Annotated in this window: 12 protein-coding genes; 6 read left to right on the forward strand and 6 right to left on the reverse strand. The window is 62.5% G+C overall.

Annotation, left to right across the window (positions count from 1 at the left end):
* Positions 1-13: 13 nt before the first annotated feature.
* Positions 14-325 (reverse strand): hypothetical protein, encoded by a 312-nt coding sequence (locus tag HRQ64_RS12310; protein ID WP_206524720.1) that lies wholly within the window; start codon positions 323-325, stop codon positions 14-16.
* A 27-nt stretch (positions 326-352) separates the two neighbouring features.
* Positions 353-5698 (reverse strand): DUF4082 domain-containing protein, encoded by a 5346-nt coding sequence (locus HRQ64_RS12315; RefSeq protein WP_172123502.1) that lies wholly within the window; start codon positions 5696-5698, stop codon positions 353-355.
* A 618-nt stretch (positions 5699-6316) separates the two neighbouring features.
* Here HRQ64_RS12315 and HRQ64_RS12320 point away from each other — a divergent pair.
* Positions 6317-7624 carry a glycosyltransferase gene (locus HRQ64_RS12320; RefSeq protein ID WP_172123503.1) on the forward strand — a complete coding sequence of 436 codons (1308 nt, stop codon included), beginning with the start codon at positions 6317-6319 and terminating at the stop codon, positions 7622-7624.
* On the opposite strand, the gene HRQ64_RS12325 is transcribed toward HRQ64_RS12320, so the two are convergent.
* Positions 7581-8513, reverse strand: a complete 933-nt coding sequence (locus HRQ64_RS12325) for a glycosyltransferase family A protein (RefSeq protein ID WP_172123504.1) — start codon at positions 8511-8513, stop codon at positions 7581-7583. The genes HRQ64_RS12320 and HRQ64_RS12325 overlap by 44 nt on opposite strands.
* 286 nt (positions 8514-8799) lie before the next feature.
* Here HRQ64_RS12325 and HRQ64_RS12330 point away from each other — a divergent pair, with 286 nt between their 5' ends.
* Positions 8800-9690 carry a glycosyltransferase family 2 protein gene (locus tag HRQ64_RS12330; RefSeq protein ID WP_172123505.1) on the forward strand — a complete coding sequence of 297 codons (891 nt, stop codon included), beginning with the start codon at positions 8800-8802 and terminating at the stop codon, positions 9688-9690.
* Here the strand turns inward: HRQ64_RS12330 and HRQ64_RS12335 are convergent.
* Positions 9687-10925: a glycosyltransferase family 4 protein gene (locus tag HRQ64_RS12335; RefSeq protein ID WP_172123506.1), complete on the reverse strand. Its 1239-nt coding sequence runs from the start codon at positions 10923-10925 to the stop codon at positions 9687-9689. The two genes, HRQ64_RS12330 and HRQ64_RS12335, sit on opposite strands and share 4 nt — an antisense overlap.
* Positions 10925-12268: an O-antigen ligase family protein gene (locus HRQ64_RS12340; RefSeq protein WP_172123507.1), complete on the reverse strand. Its 1344-nt coding sequence runs from the start codon at positions 12266-12268 to the stop codon at positions 10925-10927. The genes HRQ64_RS12335 and HRQ64_RS12340 overlap by 1 nt, the downstream gene beginning before the upstream one ends.
* A 313-nt stretch (positions 12269-12581) precedes the next feature.
* On the opposite strand from HRQ64_RS12340, the gene HRQ64_RS12345 reads away from it, so the two are divergent.
* The 4 genes from HRQ64_RS12345 to wecC all read left to right on the forward strand — a co-directional run bounded on the left by HRQ64_RS12345 (position 12582) and on the right by wecC (position 18154).
* Complete coding sequence (locus HRQ64_RS12345) at positions 12582-13559, forward strand: FkbM family methyltransferase (protein ID WP_172123508.1); 978 nt, start codon at positions 12582-12584, stop codon at positions 13557-13559.
* A 360-nt stretch (positions 13560-13919) separates the two neighbouring features.
* Entirely contained in the window at positions 13920-15749 is a 1830-nt protein-coding gene (locus HRQ64_RS20380) for a M10 family metallopeptidase C-terminal domain-containing protein (RefSeq protein ID WP_172123509.1), read from the forward strand.
* 267 nt (positions 15750-16016) lie between these two features.
* Complete coding sequence (locus HRQ64_RS12355; RefSeq protein WP_172123510.1) at positions 16017-16868, forward strand: WecB/TagA/CpsF family glycosyltransferase; 852 nt, start codon at positions 16017-16019, stop codon at positions 16866-16868.
* 26 nt (positions 16869-16894) lie between these two features.
* Complete coding sequence (wecC, locus tag HRQ64_RS12360) at positions 16895-18154, forward strand: UDP-N-acetyl-D-mannosamine dehydrogenase (RefSeq protein WP_172123511.1); 1260 nt, start codon at positions 16895-16897, stop codon at positions 18152-18154.
* Here the strand turns inward: wecC and wecB are convergent.
* On the reverse strand, positions 18127-19305 hold the full coding sequence (wecB, locus tag HRQ64_RS12365) for a UDP-N-acetylglucosamine 2-epimerase (non-hydrolyzing) (RefSeq protein ID WP_172123512.1): 1179 nt from the start codon (positions 19303-19305) through the stop codon (positions 18127-18129). The two genes, wecC and wecB, sit on opposite strands and share 28 nt — an antisense overlap.
* Positions 19306-19452: the final 147 nt, after the last annotated feature.

A 19452-nucleotide genomic window follows, 5' to 3' on the forward strand; every position in this document is an offset into this window, starting at 1 on the left:
CAATGGGAACCGGCTAGGAGTCGAAATTGGGTGAGGCGCTTTGCTGGCTGTTGCCGTTTGCCCTGGGCGGATTCACCGGAATGACATTACTCGGTTCATTGCGTCGAATGGCGCCGGCCTCGATCAGTCCGTTCATGGCGTTTTGCAGCACCTCGAAACTGTTGGCAAACCCCTCGAGCGACATGACGATGCGCTGCCGGTGCTCTGGTATCGGCTGGCCGCCCGTATCGCGCATGGTTGCGGAAAGGCTGACCAGATCGATCCGCACCACCGTCCCCGTGACGGTGATCTCCCCGATGGCATCTGCATAGAGTTCGCCTTGCATGACTGCTTCCCTGACTTTAGTTCTGGCTCAAGAGGCCAGTGCGTTGAAGATCACATCGACATGGTAGTTTGTGGCGTTGTAGCTGCCGTTGGGGAAGGCGCTGGTCCCGCCATAGGCGAACAGACCATTGCCGCCGCTTGAGGCGCTTGACGGTGCAGTCAGCGGCCCGGAGGTTACCGGGGAGGCGAGGCCAAATGGCGTCGCCGAGTAGTTGCCATTGGTGTGGTAGGAAACGACATAGGTGGTGTTCGCCTCAATGGCGATCGGGGTGGCAAAGGAGGCTGTCTGCCAGCCGCTGGCGGTCTCGTTCTGGAAGGTCACGCTGCCCTTTGACTGGCCGTCGGCAGTCCAAAGCGCGCCCGTGTGCAGCCCCGTATTTTGGGGCCCCTTGTAGAACTTGATCCCGCTCACCACGCCAGCCACCGAACTGGTGAACTTCATTCCCAGTTGAACCGGACTAGGATCATTGACGGTCACTGTTGCGGGCGTCGCCGTTTCGGGGAACAGCGAGATCCCCGTCGCCGCCGGAGCTACCGTCACCGCCACCTGGGCCAAAGCCGTCCCGCCACGCCCGTCAGCCACCGTATAGGAGAACCCTGCCGGACCGGCGTAATCCGCTGCTGGTGTAAAGGTGACCAGCTTGGTCTGTGGATCAAATACCACCGTGCCATTGCTGGCGCCGCTCACGCCGGTGATCGTGAGCGCATCGCCATCACTATCGCTGTCATTGGCTAACAGGGACGCGGCCGTGATCTGCATCGCAGCATTGAGCTGCGTGGTTAGGCCAGCATCGTTGACTGCAAGCGGCGCAGTGTTGGCGCCCTGCTGATAAAACACGTCCACCCAGTAATTGGTCGCGTTCAGGCTACGGTCGGGCGGGGTATTTGTGTTCTCATAGGAGAACAGCCCGTTGAGACTCCCCGGACTGCTCTGCGGCGCAGTGAGCAGCCCACTTGTTGTAGCAGTGTTGAAGTAACCGGGGCTGGCCGAGTAATGGCCGTTCGGTGCGCGATAAGAAACGATGTAGCTGGCGCCGGCGGAGATCGCGATGGGCGTGCTGAAATTGGCCGATTGCCACCCAGATGCCGTCTCGTTTTCAAAGACGACAGTGCCCATCACGGCACCAGTGCTGGACCATAAAGTGCCGGTATGGGTCCCCGTATTCTGTGGGCCCTTGTAGAAGCGCATCCCCGAAATGAAGCCGCTGGATGCAGCGGTGAACCGCATGCCCAATTCCACTGATCGCGCCTCATTTACGCTGACCGTTGCCGGCGTAACGTTATCGGCAAAGACGTTGCTGCCTACCACTGGCTCGGTGACGGCCACGCCCACGGAAGCTGACGCGGTTCCGCCCCGGCCGTCAGAGACTGCATAATTGAAACTCGCCTGCCCGGCATACCCAGCATTGGGTGTGAAGGTCACGATATTGGTCTGGGCATTAAAGCCCACGGCACCGTTCACCGCGCCACTGACGCCCGTGATGGTCAGCGGGTCTCCGTCTGGGTCATTGTCATTGGCAAGGAGGGTCGGGGCGGCGATCTGGAGCACCTGCCCCTGCCCCGTGACCATCCCCGTGTCATTGGCGGCCACGGGAGCACGATTGACGGGTGGCGTGACGGTCACGGCCACACTTGCGCTGGCCGTCCCGCCCTCCCCATCCGCTACCGTGTAGCTAAAGGAGGCCGCGCCGGAAAAGCCGCTGGTGGGGGTGAAGACGATCGTGTTGGTCTGGACGTTGAACACGGCCGTGCCATTGTTGGACCCGCTGATGCCCGTAACGGTCAGCGGGTCACCGTCGGGATCGGTGTCATTGGCGAGGAGGGTCGCGGCATTGATCGTTAGCGCCGTATTGACGACCGTGTTGAAGCCGCTATCGTCGCCCGGGACAGGGTCCCGGTTGAGCTGAACGGCTGACTCGAACAGCACGTCCACCCAGTAGTTCGTTCCCTTAAAGCTACTGGTCGGCATGAGGTTGTCGGCGCCGTATGTGAAAACGCCGTTGCCTGCTGCTGGCGCCGTAAGCGGGCCGTTGCTCTGGGGGGCGGTGAAGTAATTTGACGTCGTGGCGTAGCCTCCATTGCTTTGGAAGCTGGCGACATAGGTCGTGCCGGCGGTGATCTGAACCGGATTGCTGAAGAGAACCGTCTGCCAGCCACTGGCCGTTTCGTTCACAAAGGTTGCCGTGGCCAGTTGCTTGCCGGTGCTGCTCCAGAGCGTGCCGGTATGCGTGCCGGTATCGGTAGCGCTCTTGTAGTACTTGATCCCGGTGATTGCCCCGGCCGCGGAAGCCACGAACTTGACGCCCAGATTGACCTCCGACTGGTCCGTTCCGCTCACAACGGCCGGGGCCGCCCCTGGCGCAAACAGCGAGGTGGTGGAAAGTGTCGGCACCACCACCATGTTGACCTGCGCCGAACCGGTGCCACCGCGCCCATCCGACACCGAATAGCCAAACGAGGCTTCACCGACAAAGCCTGGCGTGGGGGTGAAAGTCAGGGTCTGCGCGTTAGCGTCGAAGACCACCGAACCGCCTGAGGCCGCCCCAGCCCCGATAATGGTGAGTGGATCATTGTTGGGGTCGGCATCGTTCGCCAGCAGTGTCGAGGCGAGAAACGTAATCGGCCGATCCCGGAGCACCGGGAAGCCGTCGTCGTTCTGTGGCGCGGGCGGATCATTGGGCGTGGGAACACCGCTATAAACGACATCTACCCAGTAATTGGTGTTGGACTGCGTAACTGGAGCTACGTCTGAGTTGCCGTAGCTGAAGACCCCGCTGGTTGATGTCAGCCCTCCACGCGTTTTGGGCGTGGCAAAATAGTTGGTGGTTGCCGCATAGCCCCCGCGGGTGGACAAGCTCGCCACATAGGTGGTCCCCGCGGTGATGGAAACGGGCGAGTCGAAGATCACCGTTTGCCAGCCGCTCGCTGTCTCCGCTGTGAAAGTAGCCTTGGCCAGCCGAACGTCCCCGGGACCCCATAAAGTGCCGATATGCTCGCCGGCATTGCCCATGCCCTTGTAGTAGCGGATCCCCACTATGCTGCCCGAAGTGGCGGCGCTGAAGCGCACGCCGACATTGACCGGGTTGGGATCGCGGTTGAGCGGGTTGGCCGGAAGATCATTGGGCCCGAACAGGTGACCCGTGCCACCCTGGTCGACATTGACGGTCACCCCGGCAGTTGGCGTTTCCAGATTGATGCTGTCATCCACCGCGCGCGTACGGATGGTATAGTTGCCTCCCGAAATGGGCGTCCAGCTATAGGTCCAGTTTGTGGTGCCGCTGGCCCGGTGCCACGAGGTGCCGCCATTGGTCGAAACCTCGACCACGGCCACACTCCCCCCGCCGGCATCACTTGCCGTGCCGGTGATCGTCACTGTTTGGGCAGCAGTCAGCTGGCCCGTTGCCGTTGGCGACGTGATCGTTGTCGTGGGCGCCAGATCATCTTCGCTCTCGGAAGCGGCAACCAGGCTTTCCATCAGGGTGGCCGGTTGCACCCCCATCTCGGCGAACAGGTTGACCATGGCCTGTTGCACATTGGGGTCGGTCGGGGTCGCTTCGTTGTCGTGGTGGCTGTCCAGGCCCCAGGACCAGTAAACCGTGCCGGCACTAAACACCAAGGCGCCGCTGGGAGCCCGATACATGGTCAGGCTGTGGGACGCCGTTCCCGAGCCAACAGCACTGCCATAGTCCAGCAGCAGGCTTTCGACGTCCACAGTAGTGGATGACAGCGGCACCAAGCCCGCTGGCCGGAAACCGTTGTCGAGATCGGAATTCCACTCATAACCGAGCAGGTTCTTGGTGAGCGTATAAACCTCGCCCGGCTCCAGATCGGCAACCTCCGTATTGCTCCAAAAGCGCAGGTTGGACATGTCATAGGGTATGTCGATGGCGTCCAGCCGATAGGAATCGACGGTGAAGATCGTGCCCGTTAGCGCGTTCTCGGGCTTGCCGGAGCCAAGCACCGGGTCGCGCCAGGTGGACGTGGTGCCCTCTGCGTCCGTATTAGCGTTGTCCCAGCGCTCTTTATAGGAGACCAGCGTCTTGTATGGCGTATTGGTGCCATCGATGCTGTTTTCCCAGCGGGTCTCCCAATAAACGTCATTGCCGCTCCAGAACGACAGATTGACGCCCGCATCGCGTGCCGCCTCGACATTGGCCCGCTGCTCGCTCGACCAATATTCGTCGTGGCCGACGGTGAGGAAGATCTCGCCATTAAGCAGTTGGGCTGCGTCCGAGGCGGTGTCGATCCCAGTAATGTAATCGACGTCATAGCCGTTCTGCTCGAGAAAGCGGATCGCGGCATATTCCGCGCCAAACACATAGTTCTGCGGGCCGGACGAGAAACCACCATCGCGTGAAATAATCGGCCGGTTATAGCTGACCGCACTCGCACGACCCGCCCGGCCGCCGGCTTCAATGCCGCCATAAAGGTTGTAACCGCCCCACCAGTTGTAGGCCTGCCAGGTCGTGTCTGAAGTCTGGAAGGTTATGTCGCTCGGAGCATCATCATCGCGCACGATGAAGGGGATCATGTTTTCCCCGCCTGAGCCGTCAAACCGCGTCAGCTTGGCGAAATACACGCCTGAAACGGCGTCGTCCGGGATTTCCCACGAGGCTGATACTGACCAGTTGCCCGCATCAACCAGCTTGGTTTCCTCATCCTTGTAGGGGATCGGCTGCATCACCGGGGCGGCCAAGTCCCGGTCGATGCTGTCCATCAGCCGGGCACCCGCCCCGCCATAATAGCCCAGCCGGTAGATATCGATGCGATAGTCAGTCGAATCGGTGTTGATCTTGAAGTCGACGGTTTCACCATGATTGCTGGTGAACTGCGCCGCAAAACCCTCGATCGAGGCATCGGCCTTGCCAATCATCCACTCGCTCTCGGGCGTACCCTCTTCCAGGTTTTCCAGCACAATGGCGTTGGGCGGGGGCGCGCCAGGGAGATCGGAAGGAGCGGCCGACGGATCCAACCCAATTCCGGGCGATCCCCGCGGCGGCGTAGGGGCGGCAATCTCATCGGATGGCTCAAGCAGGATCAGCGTATTGGGCGAATAGCCGGTCGGCAGCCCACTGCTGGCCGTCGGCCCACCGGTGCGCACCGAACACATGGTGCAGGCCCGTCCGGTACAGGATCCGCAGGGGGTCGTGGCAGCAGCGTTCAGCCAGCTGCCGCGCCAGTCGGGGCTGGCCGCTCCCGCCGGCGTCAATGTGGGAGTCGCTGCAACAGTCGCCGTTTCGGCGCTGACCTTGAGGGCTGCAGGTGTCGCTGCGCTCGACTTGTCTTCCCGGCCCAAGCTGGCACTGGCTGCAGTTGCCTGGGCAAGATCGGGCGCGCTGCTCGTCGGCAGTTCCACCGAGCCGGCTGCAGCCATGGCCACTGCTGCCGGCGGCAACATAGGTGTTGGCTTACTCGCGGAACTGTCCCGGGCGGACGGAGCTAAGTTGGACGGGGACACCTCGGCACTTCGCAGCAGAATGGGCTTTCCCGTTTGGGAAAAATACATTTCCTTATCGCTATTTGCACCGAGGTTTTGAAGTCTGTTCGGTCGATGCTGCATCGCGCCGGACGCGGCAGTTCCGACGGAGCTCGCGGCATTGCCCGCCCGGTAGCTGGTGCTTGCGCGTTCGCCTGCCTTGAATCGGGAAACCGGGCTGCCGAACATTGCGCTGCCGCCCGACGCACCCTGGTAACGGGCCGTCGACTGGCTGCCGCCGTTGCTGCGATAGGATTTCATGTCAGCCCGCCAAATGCTTGAAGACCATGAAAATTGCATGCGTCGCCGTAGGCCGAAATCAACCGAAGGATTGCTCGCACCTAGCTCACATTGCAGCCTGATCCGGAAAGATACGCAGGTTGCACCCCGCAGGTCCGCTCGGAGCGGCGCCACTACTCCTAGCCCGTTCCGGTGATTGCAACGCCACGCGCACTATTCCTAGCATCGGCTGTTCGACCGAGCTCCGCTTGAGGGGCCGTTAGCAGGAGCACCGCCTTGAAGATTCTGGTCTTTGCGCACAAGCTCGAGGTCGGCGGCACCCAGGTTAACGCCATCGAGTTAGCCGCCCAGATGCGCGATGCGCATGGCCACGATGTCGTGCTTTTCGCCGTGCCCGGTCCCATGGTCGCGCTCGTCGAGGACAAAGGGCTTCGTTATATCCCCGCCCCGACCGGCGCCGGCTATTCCCCTAGCCGGATGCGAGCGTTATATCGGCTAGCCCAAGCCGAGCGCCCCGACCTCATCCATGTCTGGGATGCACCGCAATACCTGGAAGCGATGTTTGCCGTCCACCTTTGGACGCGGGTGCCTATGGTGGTCACCTCCATGGCCATGGTGGTGAACAACGAGTTCCCCCGGCACATCCGGACTACTTTCGGGACGCCCGACCTCGTGGCCCAGGCGGTGCGCTCCGGCCGCCGGGCAAGCCCGCTCTTGCCGCCGGTGGATACCGACTTCAACCAGCCCGACCCCGCGCAAGGCCAGGACTTTCGCGATCGCCACTCCTTCTCGGAGCGCGACATTGTTCTCGTCACCGTCAGCCGTCTTGTGCACTGGATGAAAGCCGAAAGCTTGCGGGACACGATCGAGGCCGTCCGCACTCTAGGTCACGATCTGCCCCTGCACTTCGTGATCGTTGGTGACGGCACCGCCCGCCCCGAGATCGAAGCGTTATCCGAAGAGGTCAATCGCGAACTCGGCCGCACCGCCGTGCATGTGATCGGCCCGATGCTCGATCCCCGTCCCGCCTATGCTGCGGCTGACATCGTCATCGGCATGGGCGGATCCGCTTTGCGGGGCATGGCTTTCGCCAAGCCGGTTATCGTAGTGGGCGAACAGGGGTTCTCCGGCGCTTTCACGCCCGAAACGGCACCCAGTTTCCTCCAGATGGGCATCTATGGCCTTGGCGACGGCCAGTCCGGCCGCGCGCAACTAACCCGGCATATCGCCGAGCTTGCGGCCGCCCCCGAACGTCTTGCCGAACTGGGCGCGTTCGGCCGAGCCTTTGTCACCCGCAATTTCAGCCTGGCCCAGGTCGCGAGCGATCTGCACCAACTCATGGCCGATTGCGTCGTCGCACAGCCGAGCTTTGGGCAATTTGCGGCCGACATGACGCGCACAACCGCGCTGTTCGTCGCGCATCGGCTTCTTCCCTATCAATGGCGGGCACGGCTCAGCTGGGCCAAGTCCCGGCACCGCCAGCAGCTGCTAACCTCCCTCCAGTTCCGGGGACAGGCTTCGGCGACCTTCGACTTGCCGACTAACCCGACTGCACCAAGCCAAGGCGCTGGCCCGCCAGCGTAACCCCGCCGCGGAGTTTCCGGCTCAAGCTTTCAAGAACCGTCATCGTGCTGGGCGGATAATGAGCAATGCTGGCCAGCAACAGCCGCCGCGCCATTCTGGGCTTGCCGGTCTTGAGCAGGACGCGGGCCGCGTTACGCATGATGGCAGCCTTTTGCCGCGGATAACGCTGCAGCAGTTGCTTGTTGTTCTTGGCGATCAGCAACTCTCCCAGCATCTGGCGGCGCGAGTTCATCGAGATGCTGTCACCCGACACAAACCCTAGCACTGCCGCGTCGGTATGCTCGAAAATCTTGGTGTGCTGCGCCAGCCGAACCGCAAATTCCCAATCCTCATTGGCCCGGGCCCGCTCATCGAACCAAGGGCCTGGCGGCATGCAGTCGGCCCGGAACAGCGCGCACTGAACGCTTAGCCGGTTCTCATCGAGCAGGCGGCCCACCTGGTCACCAACCGCGGGCAATCGGCCCTTGGGCGAGGGCGTCACCGAAACATGGCCCGGCCCGTATCGGAGCCGGTCATCCCGTCCATAATAGATCTTGGGCCCGGTCACCGCACCGAACTCGCCCCCGAGCCCTGCTAACAGCACAAGCTGCGCTTCGAGTTTGCCGGGCAGCCACAGATCATCGCTATCCTGAAAGGCGATGAACGCGCCACGCGCCTCGTCAATCCCGCTATTGCGCGCCGCTGCCGCGCCGCCATTGACCGGCCGGCGAACCAGCCGCACCCGTGGGTCATCGATCTGCTGCACCAACGCCGAGATATCCTGGGTAGAGGCGTCGTCTACGACGATGAGTTCGAGATCCTGGAACGACTGGGTCAGCACCGAACCCATCGCGCCGGGCAAACTATGGGCTCGATTGAAGGTTGGCAGGATAACCGAGATGAGTGGCATGGATGCGCTCTGCTTGATCTTCGGCACGACCCAAACCGGCCGCGCGGCTCTGTGCTGGCGACAGTAAGAAGTTCACCCCCGCAAGGGAGGCTACCCAAAGGACAGCTGACCCAAACCATTGGGCGTAGCCCACGGCGCCACCTACATCGAAGCACGGATCGATGTTGCCGCTTCACCCTGATTGCTGAGGTGAATAACCGTTGGAGATCAACAAGGATAACAGCCAGTTCCGACCCTTGCTGTCCATGGCGTGGGAAACCGGGCATGCGTTTACGGAGACACTGAATTGAACGCGATCGCTGAACCGGCCGAGCGGCTGGCCATCATCATAGTGGCCTACAACAGTGCCGATGCCCTGCCCGGCTTGCTCGACTCGATCCAGCAGCACCGCACCGAAGTCGCACGGCTGGACGTCTTTGTGATCGACAACGACTCCCACGATGACTCCGTCGCCATTTCCCAAGCCCATCCTGTGGGTGCCATTGTCGTGCCAACCCGCCGCAATGGCGGCTATGCGGCCGGCATCAATATCGGTGCGGCCCTGGCCGGACCTGAGGCGCACCTGCTGATCCTCAATCCCGACACGAGGCTCCAGCCTGGCACCATGCGCCTCTTGCTCGAGCGTATCGTCGATCCGCGGATCGGGGTTGCCGTGCCCAAGCTGCTCCACGACGACGGCACCCTCGCCGCTTCGCTGCGGCGTGAGCCCTCGGTGATCACGGCCTGGTCCGACGCCTTGGTCGGCACCGCCGTTGCCGCCCGCATGGGCTTGGGTGAAATCGTCGCCAGCAAGGACCTTTATGAAAAGGGCGGGGAAATCGAATGGGCCAGCGGCGCCGCGTTGCTGGTCTCGGCGGAGGCGCGCCGCGCCGCCGGTGAATGGGACGAGTCCTTCTTTCTTTACAGCGAAGAGGTCGATTATCTCCGCCGCGTCCGGGACGCCGGTTTTACCCCGGCCTATGTCGCGCAAGCCCATGTCACCCATAAGGGCGGCGCCTATCATGAGAGCACCTATCTCTCGGCGCTGATGACCACGAACCGCATCCGCTACTTCCGCCGCCATCATGGTCCGCTGGCCACTTGGGCCTTCCGGATGGCGCTGATTGTGGGCTCCACCATGCGCACGCCCCTTGGCCGCGGCCATCGCGCCGCCCTGCGTGCCGCCCTGGCTGGTTAGCTGGAACCAGCCAGCCGCACGCTTAACTGCCCGGCCTCGATCTCGTCATAGATCGCCTCGATCCGCGCCATACGGGCGGACCACAGGCCGGTCGCCTTGACGTGGTGGTAGGACGCCTGCCCCATCCGCGCGCGCTGCTCGGGATCGCCGGCCAGCTGCCGAATCGCAGCGGCAACTTCCCGGGCCAGGTTCTCGGGCGTGCTCGCCTGCAGCCGGATCGCACATTGGGGCGAGACCGCGTTCCCCGGTCCTCCTCGGTCCACCACGATCAAGGGCAGCGAATAGGACATGGCTTCCAACGCCACATTGCCGCCAGGTTCGCGATAGCTTGGAAATACGAACAGATCAGCATTGCGGTAGAAGGCGTCGAGCTCGGCCCTGGCCTTCCAGCCATGAAAGGTAATGCGGCTGGACACACCCATCTCCGCCGCCAGTGCCTCGCAAATCGACTGCTCGGGGCCGGTGCCCACCACGTCTAGCGTCACCGCAACGTCACTCAGCAACTGCATGGCCCGGACAATGTCGCGCACGCCTTTGGTGCGCACCAGCCGCCCCACAAACAGCAGCTTGACGGTGGGCCCCCTGTCCGTCCGGACAATTGGTTCGGGCACCTGCTCAAGGGCCGTTTCGCTCATGAACTCGAGCCGTTTCAGCGACAACTCCGCCAGCGTCTCGCCCACATAGGGTGCAATGCCCAGCACGCAATCGGCACTTTCATAAGAGGCGCGCAGCAGCGGATCGAACTGCAGGCGATACCGGTCCATCCCCCGCAGTCGCATGAACCAGGGATTGCTGCCTTCTTCCTCCGCAAAGCCAGGCGGCGACGCCAGCGCACCCCCAACGGGGCCGATCACCAGCGGAATGCCCAGCCCCGCCGCTGGCGACGGATAGCGCATGGCCACCGGCGTTGGCTGATGGGCGACATCGAACTGCTCCCCCCGTGCCAGTGCCGTTTTGATCCAGCGGCGCGCGCGAAAATAGAACGGTACATAACTCGGCTTGAGCATGCTGTTGAGCCGCTCGGCACGGGTGAACAGCGCCATTTCCGGCCACTCGATCACCCGCAGCCCCGGCAACTGCTCGGCCGCAGGGCGAGCATTGCGCTTGTGATAGGTCAGCAGCGTCACCTCTGCCCGCTCCGCTAGCCGTGACGCCCACTGGAACGCAACCCAGGCTTCACCGACATCCGCGCCATCGCAAGTTGGCGCAACCAGCAACAATTTGCGACGACCCATCACGCTCTCCCGACCCCTCGCTGGGGAGGCGGCTCCGGACGGCCGTCTCTTGTTATCGACGGGCGAGCCGGCCGGGGATCACGCGGTGCCCGGCCCTCGCGAGCCGGCGCCACCGCCTCGACGCGGCTTCCCTCAGGCACATCCATCAGCCACAGCCCGCTGCCCATCAAAAACATGAACAAGACATAGGTCGCGTTCCAGTAGTGAACGGTCCACCCGACCACAAAGAACCCGGCCATGCAGATGAGGTATCCCATCCGATAGGAATACTCCCTGGGCGGCAAATTGCGCTTGCGGCCAACACCGATCGTGCTGCCCAGGAAAGCCATGAACATCATCAAGCTGGCGGGGATTCCGAACACGATGGCGGGATAGAGCCAGAACATGTCGATGCTCTGCGTCATCCAGGACGGGTGGTCCCACATCCCATAGCCGACGCCGAACCAGGGATGGTTCAGGGCCGATTCCGAGCCGAAATTCCAGATCAGGACGCGGTAATAGGCGGACTCCCCATCGAGCGCGATGGTGGACAGCAGCACATTGGGCAGCGGCCGCTTGGCGAAAAGCTCGATGGCGAGGAGCGCAAGGCCGATCATTACAAGCAAAATCGTCCAGCGTGCCTTGAAGGGCCGCAACACCCACCCCCACAACAGCAACAAGATTTGCGCAACGAGCCCACTCATCGGCCCGGCTGACAGCGAGGTGAAGGAGGTGAGCGCCACAAGGAAGGCGGTGCCCCAGCGGCGCCAAACCGGCCGCTCGTAACCCAAGACTGTAAAGCTGAGGGCCAGCGCGCTTCCGGTGCAGACACCAAAAAGGATCGGGTGATCAAGAACCGACTGCACCCGCTCCAGCCCCAGCCGCCCCGGCATCCTGAACTCGTTGATCGACGACATCACGGAAGAAAAGGTCCGCAACAGGATGTTCTGGCCTGTCACCGTTTCAATCAAAGCAAAGGGCAGCAGGAGGAGAATGGCGGTAACCAGTACCGCGCACATGCGGCGAAATTCCTCGGCAGTCCGGATCAGGATTCGGGCAAGGAAATAGCTGCCCACCGTTTCCATGCCCTGCACGCCGCCGGACTGGAATCCCACATCACCACCATGATTGACCCCAAGGCTGATCGCGCCCCAAAGCGCATATCCAAGCACGGCAAAATCGGGGAGACGTACCGGCCCCGCCCTGCCGCTCGCCCACAGCCACAAACAAGGAATGGCCGTCAGCAGCAGCAGGAGCCGGTAAGGACTGATAACCAGCGCCCCCACATGGAACAGCCAGGGCACGAACAAGGAGAATAGCAGCACCGGAACCAGTGGGTTCAGACCCTTGACGCGATCTGCCAACGACGATGCTTCCCTCGCGCTCATGAGCGCGCCCCGATTTTGGGATGCGGTGGACCGAAGCCCACTTGCGGTTCGACCGGCCCCGGCAATTGCGACTTGTTCCATCAACCCTACCAGCAAGTCCCGGTCAGCCCCCGTCTTGCTGCAGACTAGAGAACAGCGTGACGCTCTCAACTACATCCTTCGGATCAGCCCCTCCTCCCGCGACAGCCTTGATTGGCTAATGCGGGCCGCCTTGTCCTCCTGAATGCTCGCACCTGGGACGCCTAGCATCTGCCGGCGCCGAACAAACTCGAGCAAGCGGAGGAACAAAGTGAACGTAAACAACCGTCTTGCATCCATGCTGGCTAGCTCCCGGTCGCACGCCTACAAGCTTGGCTGGGGCATGCGTTCGGTAGGGATCACGGCGACGCTTCGGGGTGCTGTGCGTTCCGCCCTTCTCCATCTGCAGCGCCCGCAACACGCCCAGATCAAGCTCGCCTCCGGCCCTGTCATTGAGTTCGCTTATCCCAGCCAGGTTCCCACGGCGCTCGTCATGTTCGGTGACCTGATCGATCCCGAATTCGCATTCCTGCGCCGCATTGCCCGGCCAGACTGGATCGTCGCCGATATCGGCGCCGCTATCGGGCAGTTCACGTTATTTGCCGGCTGTCTGCCAGTTGCTTGCGTCCATGCCTTTGAGCCGAGCGGGGCCAATATCCGCACCCTGCAGCGCAACATCGAGCGCAATTGCCTTGCCGACCGCGTCCATATCCATCAGCTGGCGCTCGGTGAAGCCGAATATGAGGCGGTATTCGAAACCACTGACCACACCTGGGTCAGCCGTCTGGCCCAAAGCTCCGGCCATTCGGGGGCCGTAGAGCAAACCGAGACGGTGCAGGTGCGCACCCTCGCGGGAGAGCTCGAGCACCTCGGCGTTGACCATCTCTCCCTACTTAAGATCAACGTGGCTGGCTTTGAAACCGCTGTTCTAGCCGGCGCCGAACCGCTGCTCAGGCGCGGCGGCGCCGACATTCTGGTGCTGCTCCTCGGTCTCGCATCGCTGCCAGAATATGCCAAACTTGCGGGCTGGGGTTACCGCTTCTTCTACTTCCATCCGCGCGAAGCGGCCCTCTATGAGGTCACCCAGTTCGATGCTGCTGCCGTTCTCGATCATCGTCCCTGGCCAGCTCGCCACATCATCGCCATCCATAATGCGGCTCTGGCACGTGGCCTGATCGGCGACTTGGCCGTCAGAAAGCTCCATGCTGCCCCGGCAGCTCCCGAACCACGTGAGTTGGAGCTTTCATAATCCTTGCCTGTACTTAGATAGTAGTCGGCAAGAAACAGAACGAATCAGGATCAACAAGCCCCTTCCACCATCAAATCTCACGGAAGATGTTGCATACCTGCATCATCTGGGTTGAATCCATATACTTTCCCGCCAAGAACCTGGCGGAGTATTGCTCCAAATGGGGCAGCTCTTCGACCACCGCCAGTTCAAGAAAACGGAATGTCGATCAACGGATTGCCTGGAAAAACGTGACGCCGGCGCGTTTGGCATGTGGCAGCACTATGGCGGATCATCCCGATGGGAACACCAACTGGTCCCATTCCGCCGTCACCTAATACCGCGCATCCAAACGGGGGTGCGGTAATTCAGGAGACGTACATGCCCTTGGATCTCACAAGGACGCTGCAAGGCTTCCCTGACGCGGACAGCACCGGCGTTCGGTCAGGCGTGAATCTTAAACAGGTCGGCGGGTTCACCGTCACCGAGGACAACGCGGTGATCAGTGGGCTCGATATTCGCGGCACTCTGACCATCGAAGCAAAGAACGTCACCATCGTAGACTGCCGCATTGTCGGCAACAGCTACAACGGCATCATCTCGCAGCGAAACGACGTAACCGTCGAGCACTGTGACATTGTGGGCGGCACCAACGGGATCTCCGGGTCGGGGACCTTCCGCTACAACGACATTTCCCAAGTTGACAACGGCATCAACGTTTATTCGCCCAGCGTGATCGAGCACAACTACATCCACGATCTGGAGGGCGGTCCCGACGCTCACTACGATGGGATCGAGATCAATGGTGGCGGCGGTTCAGCCGAGCAGACCATCATCCGCCACAACACGATCATCAATGATCACGGCCAAACCTCCGCGATCATGATCGACAACTACTTTGGCGGTGTCGGCAATATCCTTATCGACAACAACTACCTGACCGGCGGTGGCTACACCATCTACTCCGATGGCCGGTTCACCGACGAACAGATCAGCGGCGTGCAGATCACCAACAACGTTCTCGGCGAAGGTCAATGGGGCTACTACGCCTTCTTTGAGAACCGCCCCCAAGTGTCCGGCAATACCGAGATCGGGGACCTTTGGCCCCTACCCGACTCTGGCGGCGCTCCCAACGAGCCGGCTCCTCAGCCACAGCCACAACCGCAGCCTGATCCTGATCCTCAGCCCCAGCAGCCCGGTGGAACCGGCACTGATGCCGCCGACACCCTCACGGGGGATGGCGCTGCCAATGTGCTGGATGGCAGGGCCGGCAATGACGTCATCAATGGCGCCGGTGGCAACGACACCATCATCGGTGGTCTGGGCCGTGACACCCTGACCGGCGGCGCTGGCAATGATCTCTTCGTCTTCAAGAACGTCGCCGAGATGGGCCGCAGTGCCTTTAGCCGCGACGTCATCACCGACTTCACTCCGGGGCAGGACAAGATCGATCTGTCAGCCCTTGACGCCAATAATCAATTGGCGGGCAAGCAGGGCTTCACCTGGCTCGCCCAGGACAATGCCAGCTTCACCGGTCGTGCCGGTGAATTGGCCTGGCACACAGAGGCGGGCGCGAACCGAACGGTGATCCAGGGCGACACCAATGGCGACCGTATTCATGACTTCGAAATCCAGCTCAGCGGCATCGTCAAGCTTAGCGCCAGCGATATTGCCGGGCTGGCCAGCGGGACCACCCCTTCCCCCGCTCCTGAAGTGCCACCCGCCACTGTTATTTCCGGCACCTCGCGCAGCGATAATCTGGTTGGCGACGACGGCGCCAATTCTATCGACGGGCGCGGCGGCAATGACACGATAGATGCTCGGGGTGGTGCCGACACCATCATCGGTGGCTGGGGCTGGGATACCATGACTGGGGGCGGAGGAGATGACACCTTCGTCTTCCGAACCGCGGCGGAGACGGGCTCCTATGTCGGCTCGCGTGACGTCATCACCGACTTCGAGGCCGGTCGGGACACGATCGACCTGTCCAGCCTGGACGCTGACCCCAATGTCGATGGCATCCAGAGCTTCTCCTTTCTGGCCCGGAATGGCGCCAGCTTCACCGGCACACGCGGGGAAATCGCCTGGCACACCGAGCCGGGGCAGAACCGCACCGTTGTCCAGGGCGATGTAAACGGAGATGGACGGCATGATTTCGAAATCGAACTCAGCGGCACCGTCCAGCTGACCGCAAACGACTTCCTGTTCTAGTCCATGCATCACCCCGTGAGGGCCGGCGTCAACCTCGTCGGCCCTCACGCTTAGCAACTATGGTTATCGCTGCACTGCGCGGTCTGCCCGAGCCCTCAAAAGCTAGCGAGAACGAACTATCGACAAGCTCGGCTACCTCCGCCCTCAGTCCGGCCGCTCCCCGCCTAAGCCCACTAGCTTAAACTCCCGCAAAATGGGCTTATTGCGACCCCGTCAGCGACGCACCTAGGCTCCCTGCAGCAGAAGAAATCTGCCGGAGGAGCCTCCATGCACCAGGGAGTTCATTCACCCCAGGGGCGGCCAGATGACCCCTCACAGGGGGGAGCCGTCCCGGATCGACGCCTGCTGTTTGGCGTGCAGCTTGATGCCGTGTGCATGGAGCAGGCGGTGGATCGTTGCCGCGAAGCGATGCTCACCCGCAAGCCCCTGCTGATCGGCGTCGTCAATGCCGCCAAGATCGTCAACATGCGGCGCGACCCGCAGCTCCAGGAAGCCGTGCTCGATTGCGACATGGTGCTGGCCGATGGCCAGTCCGTCGTCTGGGCCAGCAAGCTGCTGCGCCGGCCCCTGCCCGAGCGCGTCGCCGGCATCGATCTCTTTGAACAATTGCTGGACATGGCCCACCGTGAAGGCCGCAGCGTTTACCTGCTAGGCGCCAAGCCGGAGGTACTCGCCGCCCTCATGCGCCAGATCGCCACGCGTTGGCCAGGATTGCGGATCGCTGGAAGCCAGCATGGCTATTACGCCGAGGCGCAGGTCGAGGATGTAGCAGCCCAGATCAGCGCCTCGGGAGCCGATATGCTGTTTTTGGGCATGGCCTCGCCGCGCAAGGAAATCTTCCTCAAGCGCTTCCGGCACGAGCTAGGCGTGCCGATCCTGCACGGGGTCGGCGGTTCTTTCGACGTAATGGCCGGCCTCACCAAGCGCGCTCCGCGCAGCTGGCAGCGGCTCGGCCTCGAATGGGCCTACCGCCTGCTCCAGGAGCCCGGCCGCATGTGGAAGCGCTATCTCGTCACCAACACCGCCTTTGTCGCCCTGACCCTGCGCGAAGCTTTGCGCCCGGCCGGCGCCCTTTCCCCCACACCGCCAGCTGCGCCGCCGCCGCGCACCCCGGCTTGATGTCTGCGGCTCACAGGATCGAACTCATGTTGAACGAAGTCTTCAGCGGCACGCTGGCCGTAATCGGGATGGGCTATATCGGCCTGCCCACCGCTACCGTTCTCGCCACCCGGGGCATCCAGGTCATCGGCGTGGACGTCAATCCGCGCATTGTGGAAGCGATTTCGCGCGGTGAAACCCCCTTTATCGAGCCCGACCTGGCGGTAGCCGTCAGCGGTGCGGTGGCGATGGGGCGCCTGTCCATGTCGCGCGAGATCCCTGAGGCGGATGCCTTCATCATCGCCGTGCCCACCCCATTCAACCCCGATCACACCGCCGATCTTTCCTATGTCCAGGCGGCGGCCGAGCAGGTCGCGCTCAAGCTGCGCCCCGGCAATATTGTGGTGCTCGAATCCACCAGCCCGCCCGGCACCACCGAAAAGGTCAGCCGTTGGATCGGTGCGGTCCGGCCCGATCTCAAGATGCCCCATGTTGTCGGGGGCAGCGCCGATGTTTACGTCGCCCACTGCCCCGAGCGGGTGCTGCCGGGCCGCATCATGATCGAGATGATCACCAATAATCGCGTTGTTGGCGGACTAACCACCACTTGTGCCATCAAGGCAGCCAGCATCTACCGGGTCTTTTCCCAAGGTGAGATCCTCCTCACCGACGCCGCCAGTGCTGAAATGGCCAAGCTGGTGGAAAACGCCTACCGCGACGTCAACATCGCCTTTGCCAATGAGCTCTCCCTGATCACCGAGCACCTGCGGCTCGATGTGTGGGAAGTCATTCGCCTCGCCAACCAGCATCCCCGGGTCAATGTCCTGTCACCTGGCCCCGGTGTTGGCGGCCACTGCATCCCGGTTGATCCCTGGTTCATCGTCGCGGCTGCACCGGATACCGCCAGACTTATCCGCACGGCGCGCGAAGTGAATGACCACAAGCCCCACCATGTCGCCAATCAGGTCATCGCCAAGGCCCAGCGCTTCCGCACGCCCTCCATTGCCTGCCTTGGGCTCACCTTCAAGGCCAACGTGGATGACGTCAGGGAAAGCCCGGCCATCGATGTGGTGGGCTTGATCGCCAATGCCCTGCCGGAGGTCGAGATCATGGTGGCCGATCCCTATGTCAGCGATCTCCCACCCAAACTGCACAGCAATGCCAATCTGCGGCTGGTGCCCGCCGGGCAGGCGGTGGACGAGGCCGATATCATCGTGCTCCTCGTCGAGCACGATGCCTTCAAGGCGCTACGTCACAACCGGCACAACGGCAAGGTGGTTTACGACACGCGCGGTGCCTGGGCCTGAGCGGGATCGAGACTGGGAGCGAAATCGACCGGGCGTTCAGCCACGAGGCCGAAATAATGCGCAATGGCCTTCACGCAACGATCTGAGGCATGGCCGTCGCCGTAAGGGTTGACGGCCTTTGCCATCGCATCATAGGCGGCCCGGTCGGTGAGCAACCGGCTCACCTCGTCAAAGATGCGGTTCTCATTGGTGCCAACCAGCTTGACCGTTCCTGCCAGCACAGCTTCCGGTCGCTCGGTGGTTGCCCGCATCACCAGCACCGGCTTGCCAAGGCTGGGCGCCTCCTCCTGCACGCCCCCGCTATCGGTCAACACAATGTCCGAGGCCTGCATCGCGCCCACGAAGTCGCTATAGCCTAGCGGCTCGGTGATGAGCACGTTCTCCAGATGCTGCAGGTGCGGCAGCAGAATCTCGCGCACAGCCGGGTTCAAATGCACCGGCAGCAACAGCTGGATGTCGGGGAACGCCTGCGCGAGGCGCGCCATGGCCCGCGCTGCCTGCGCCATCGGTTCCCCCCAGGACTCGCGCCGATGGGCGGTGATCAGCACGGTGCGGCGCCCTTGTAGCTTGAGCAGGTCCGGATTTGCCGGCGGCAGCTGGAGCGCCGCCACTTCCAGCAGCGCATCGATCACCGTATTGCCCGTCACGGCAACCGCGCTTGGCGAAATCGCCTCTGCTACGAGGTTCTGCCGCGATGTCGCCGTGGGTGCCAGATGCAGCTCGGCGATCCGGGACACCATGGTCCGGTTCACCTCCTCAGGGAACGGATTATAGTTGTTGTGCGTCCGCAGGCCCGCCTCCAGATGGATCACCGGCACCCGCTGGTAGAATGCCGCAAGCGCAGCGGCAAAGCAGGTGGTGGTATCTCCCTGCACCAGCACTGCGTCCGGTTGCTCCTCGGCAATAATGGCAGAAACCCCTTCCAGGGCTCGGCAGGTGATTCCCGTCAGCAACTGGCGCTCCGTGATGATGTTGAGATCATGCTTGGGGACGATGCCGAACAAGGCATTGACCTGGTCGAGCATCTGCCGATGCTGCCCCGTTACCGCAACCACCGGCTCGACCAGCCCCGACTCCGCCAGCGCCGCCACCAGCGGCGCCATCTTTATCGCCTCGGGTCGGGTTCCATAGGCCACCAGTATCTTGGGCATGATCTTGTCCTCGTCCACGCCCCGGTCGGGCGCGGAAAGACGCTAGGGCGCGGCTGCCACGATCGGCATAATCACATCAACCTAGTGGGCGGAGCGGCAAGCACGCTTGCTCCCTCCACGGTATGGCACGGCAATCAATTAGATAGG

It is taken from the genome of Devosia sp. 919, assembly GCF_013185965.1.
Classification (GTDB): domain Bacteria; phylum Pseudomonadota; class Alphaproteobacteria; order Rhizobiales; family Devosiaceae; genus Devosia.

What these genes read in the sequence shown, in the direction of transcription:
- HRQ64_RS12310 (WP_206524720.1), bottom strand. Translation starts at nt 325, where the DNA reads ATGCAAGGCGAACTCTATGCAGATGCCATCGGGGAGATCACCGTCACG.
- HRQ64_RS12315 (WP_172123502.1), bottom strand. Translation starts at nt 5,698, where the DNA reads ATGGCTGCAGCCGGCTCGGTGGAACTGCCGACGAGCAGCGCGCCCGAT.
- HRQ64_RS12325 (WP_172123504.1), bottom strand. Translation starts at nt 8,513, where the DNA reads ATGCCACTCATCTCGGTTATCCTGCCAACCTTCAATCGAGCCCATAGT.
- HRQ64_RS12335 (WP_172123506.1), bottom strand. Translation starts at nt 10,925, where the DNA reads ATGGGTCGTCGCAAATTGTTGCTGGTTGCGCCAACTTGCGATGGCGCG.
- HRQ64_RS20380 (WP_172123509.1), top strand. Translation starts at nt 13,920, where the DNA reads ATGCCCTTGGATCTCACAAGGACGCTGCAAGGCTTCCCTGACGCGGAC.
- HRQ64_RS12355 (WP_172123510.1), top strand. Translation starts at nt 16,017, where the DNA reads ATGCACCAGGGAGTTCATTCACCCCAGGGGCGGCCAGATGACCCCTCA.
- wecC (WP_172123511.1), top strand. Translation starts at nt 16,895, where the DNA reads ATGTTGAACGAAGTCTTCAGCGGCACGCTGGCCGTAATCGGGATGGGC.
- wecB (WP_172123512.1), bottom strand. Translation starts at nt 19,305, where the DNA reads ATGCCCAAGATACTGGTGGCCTATGGAACCCGACCCGAGGCGATAAAG.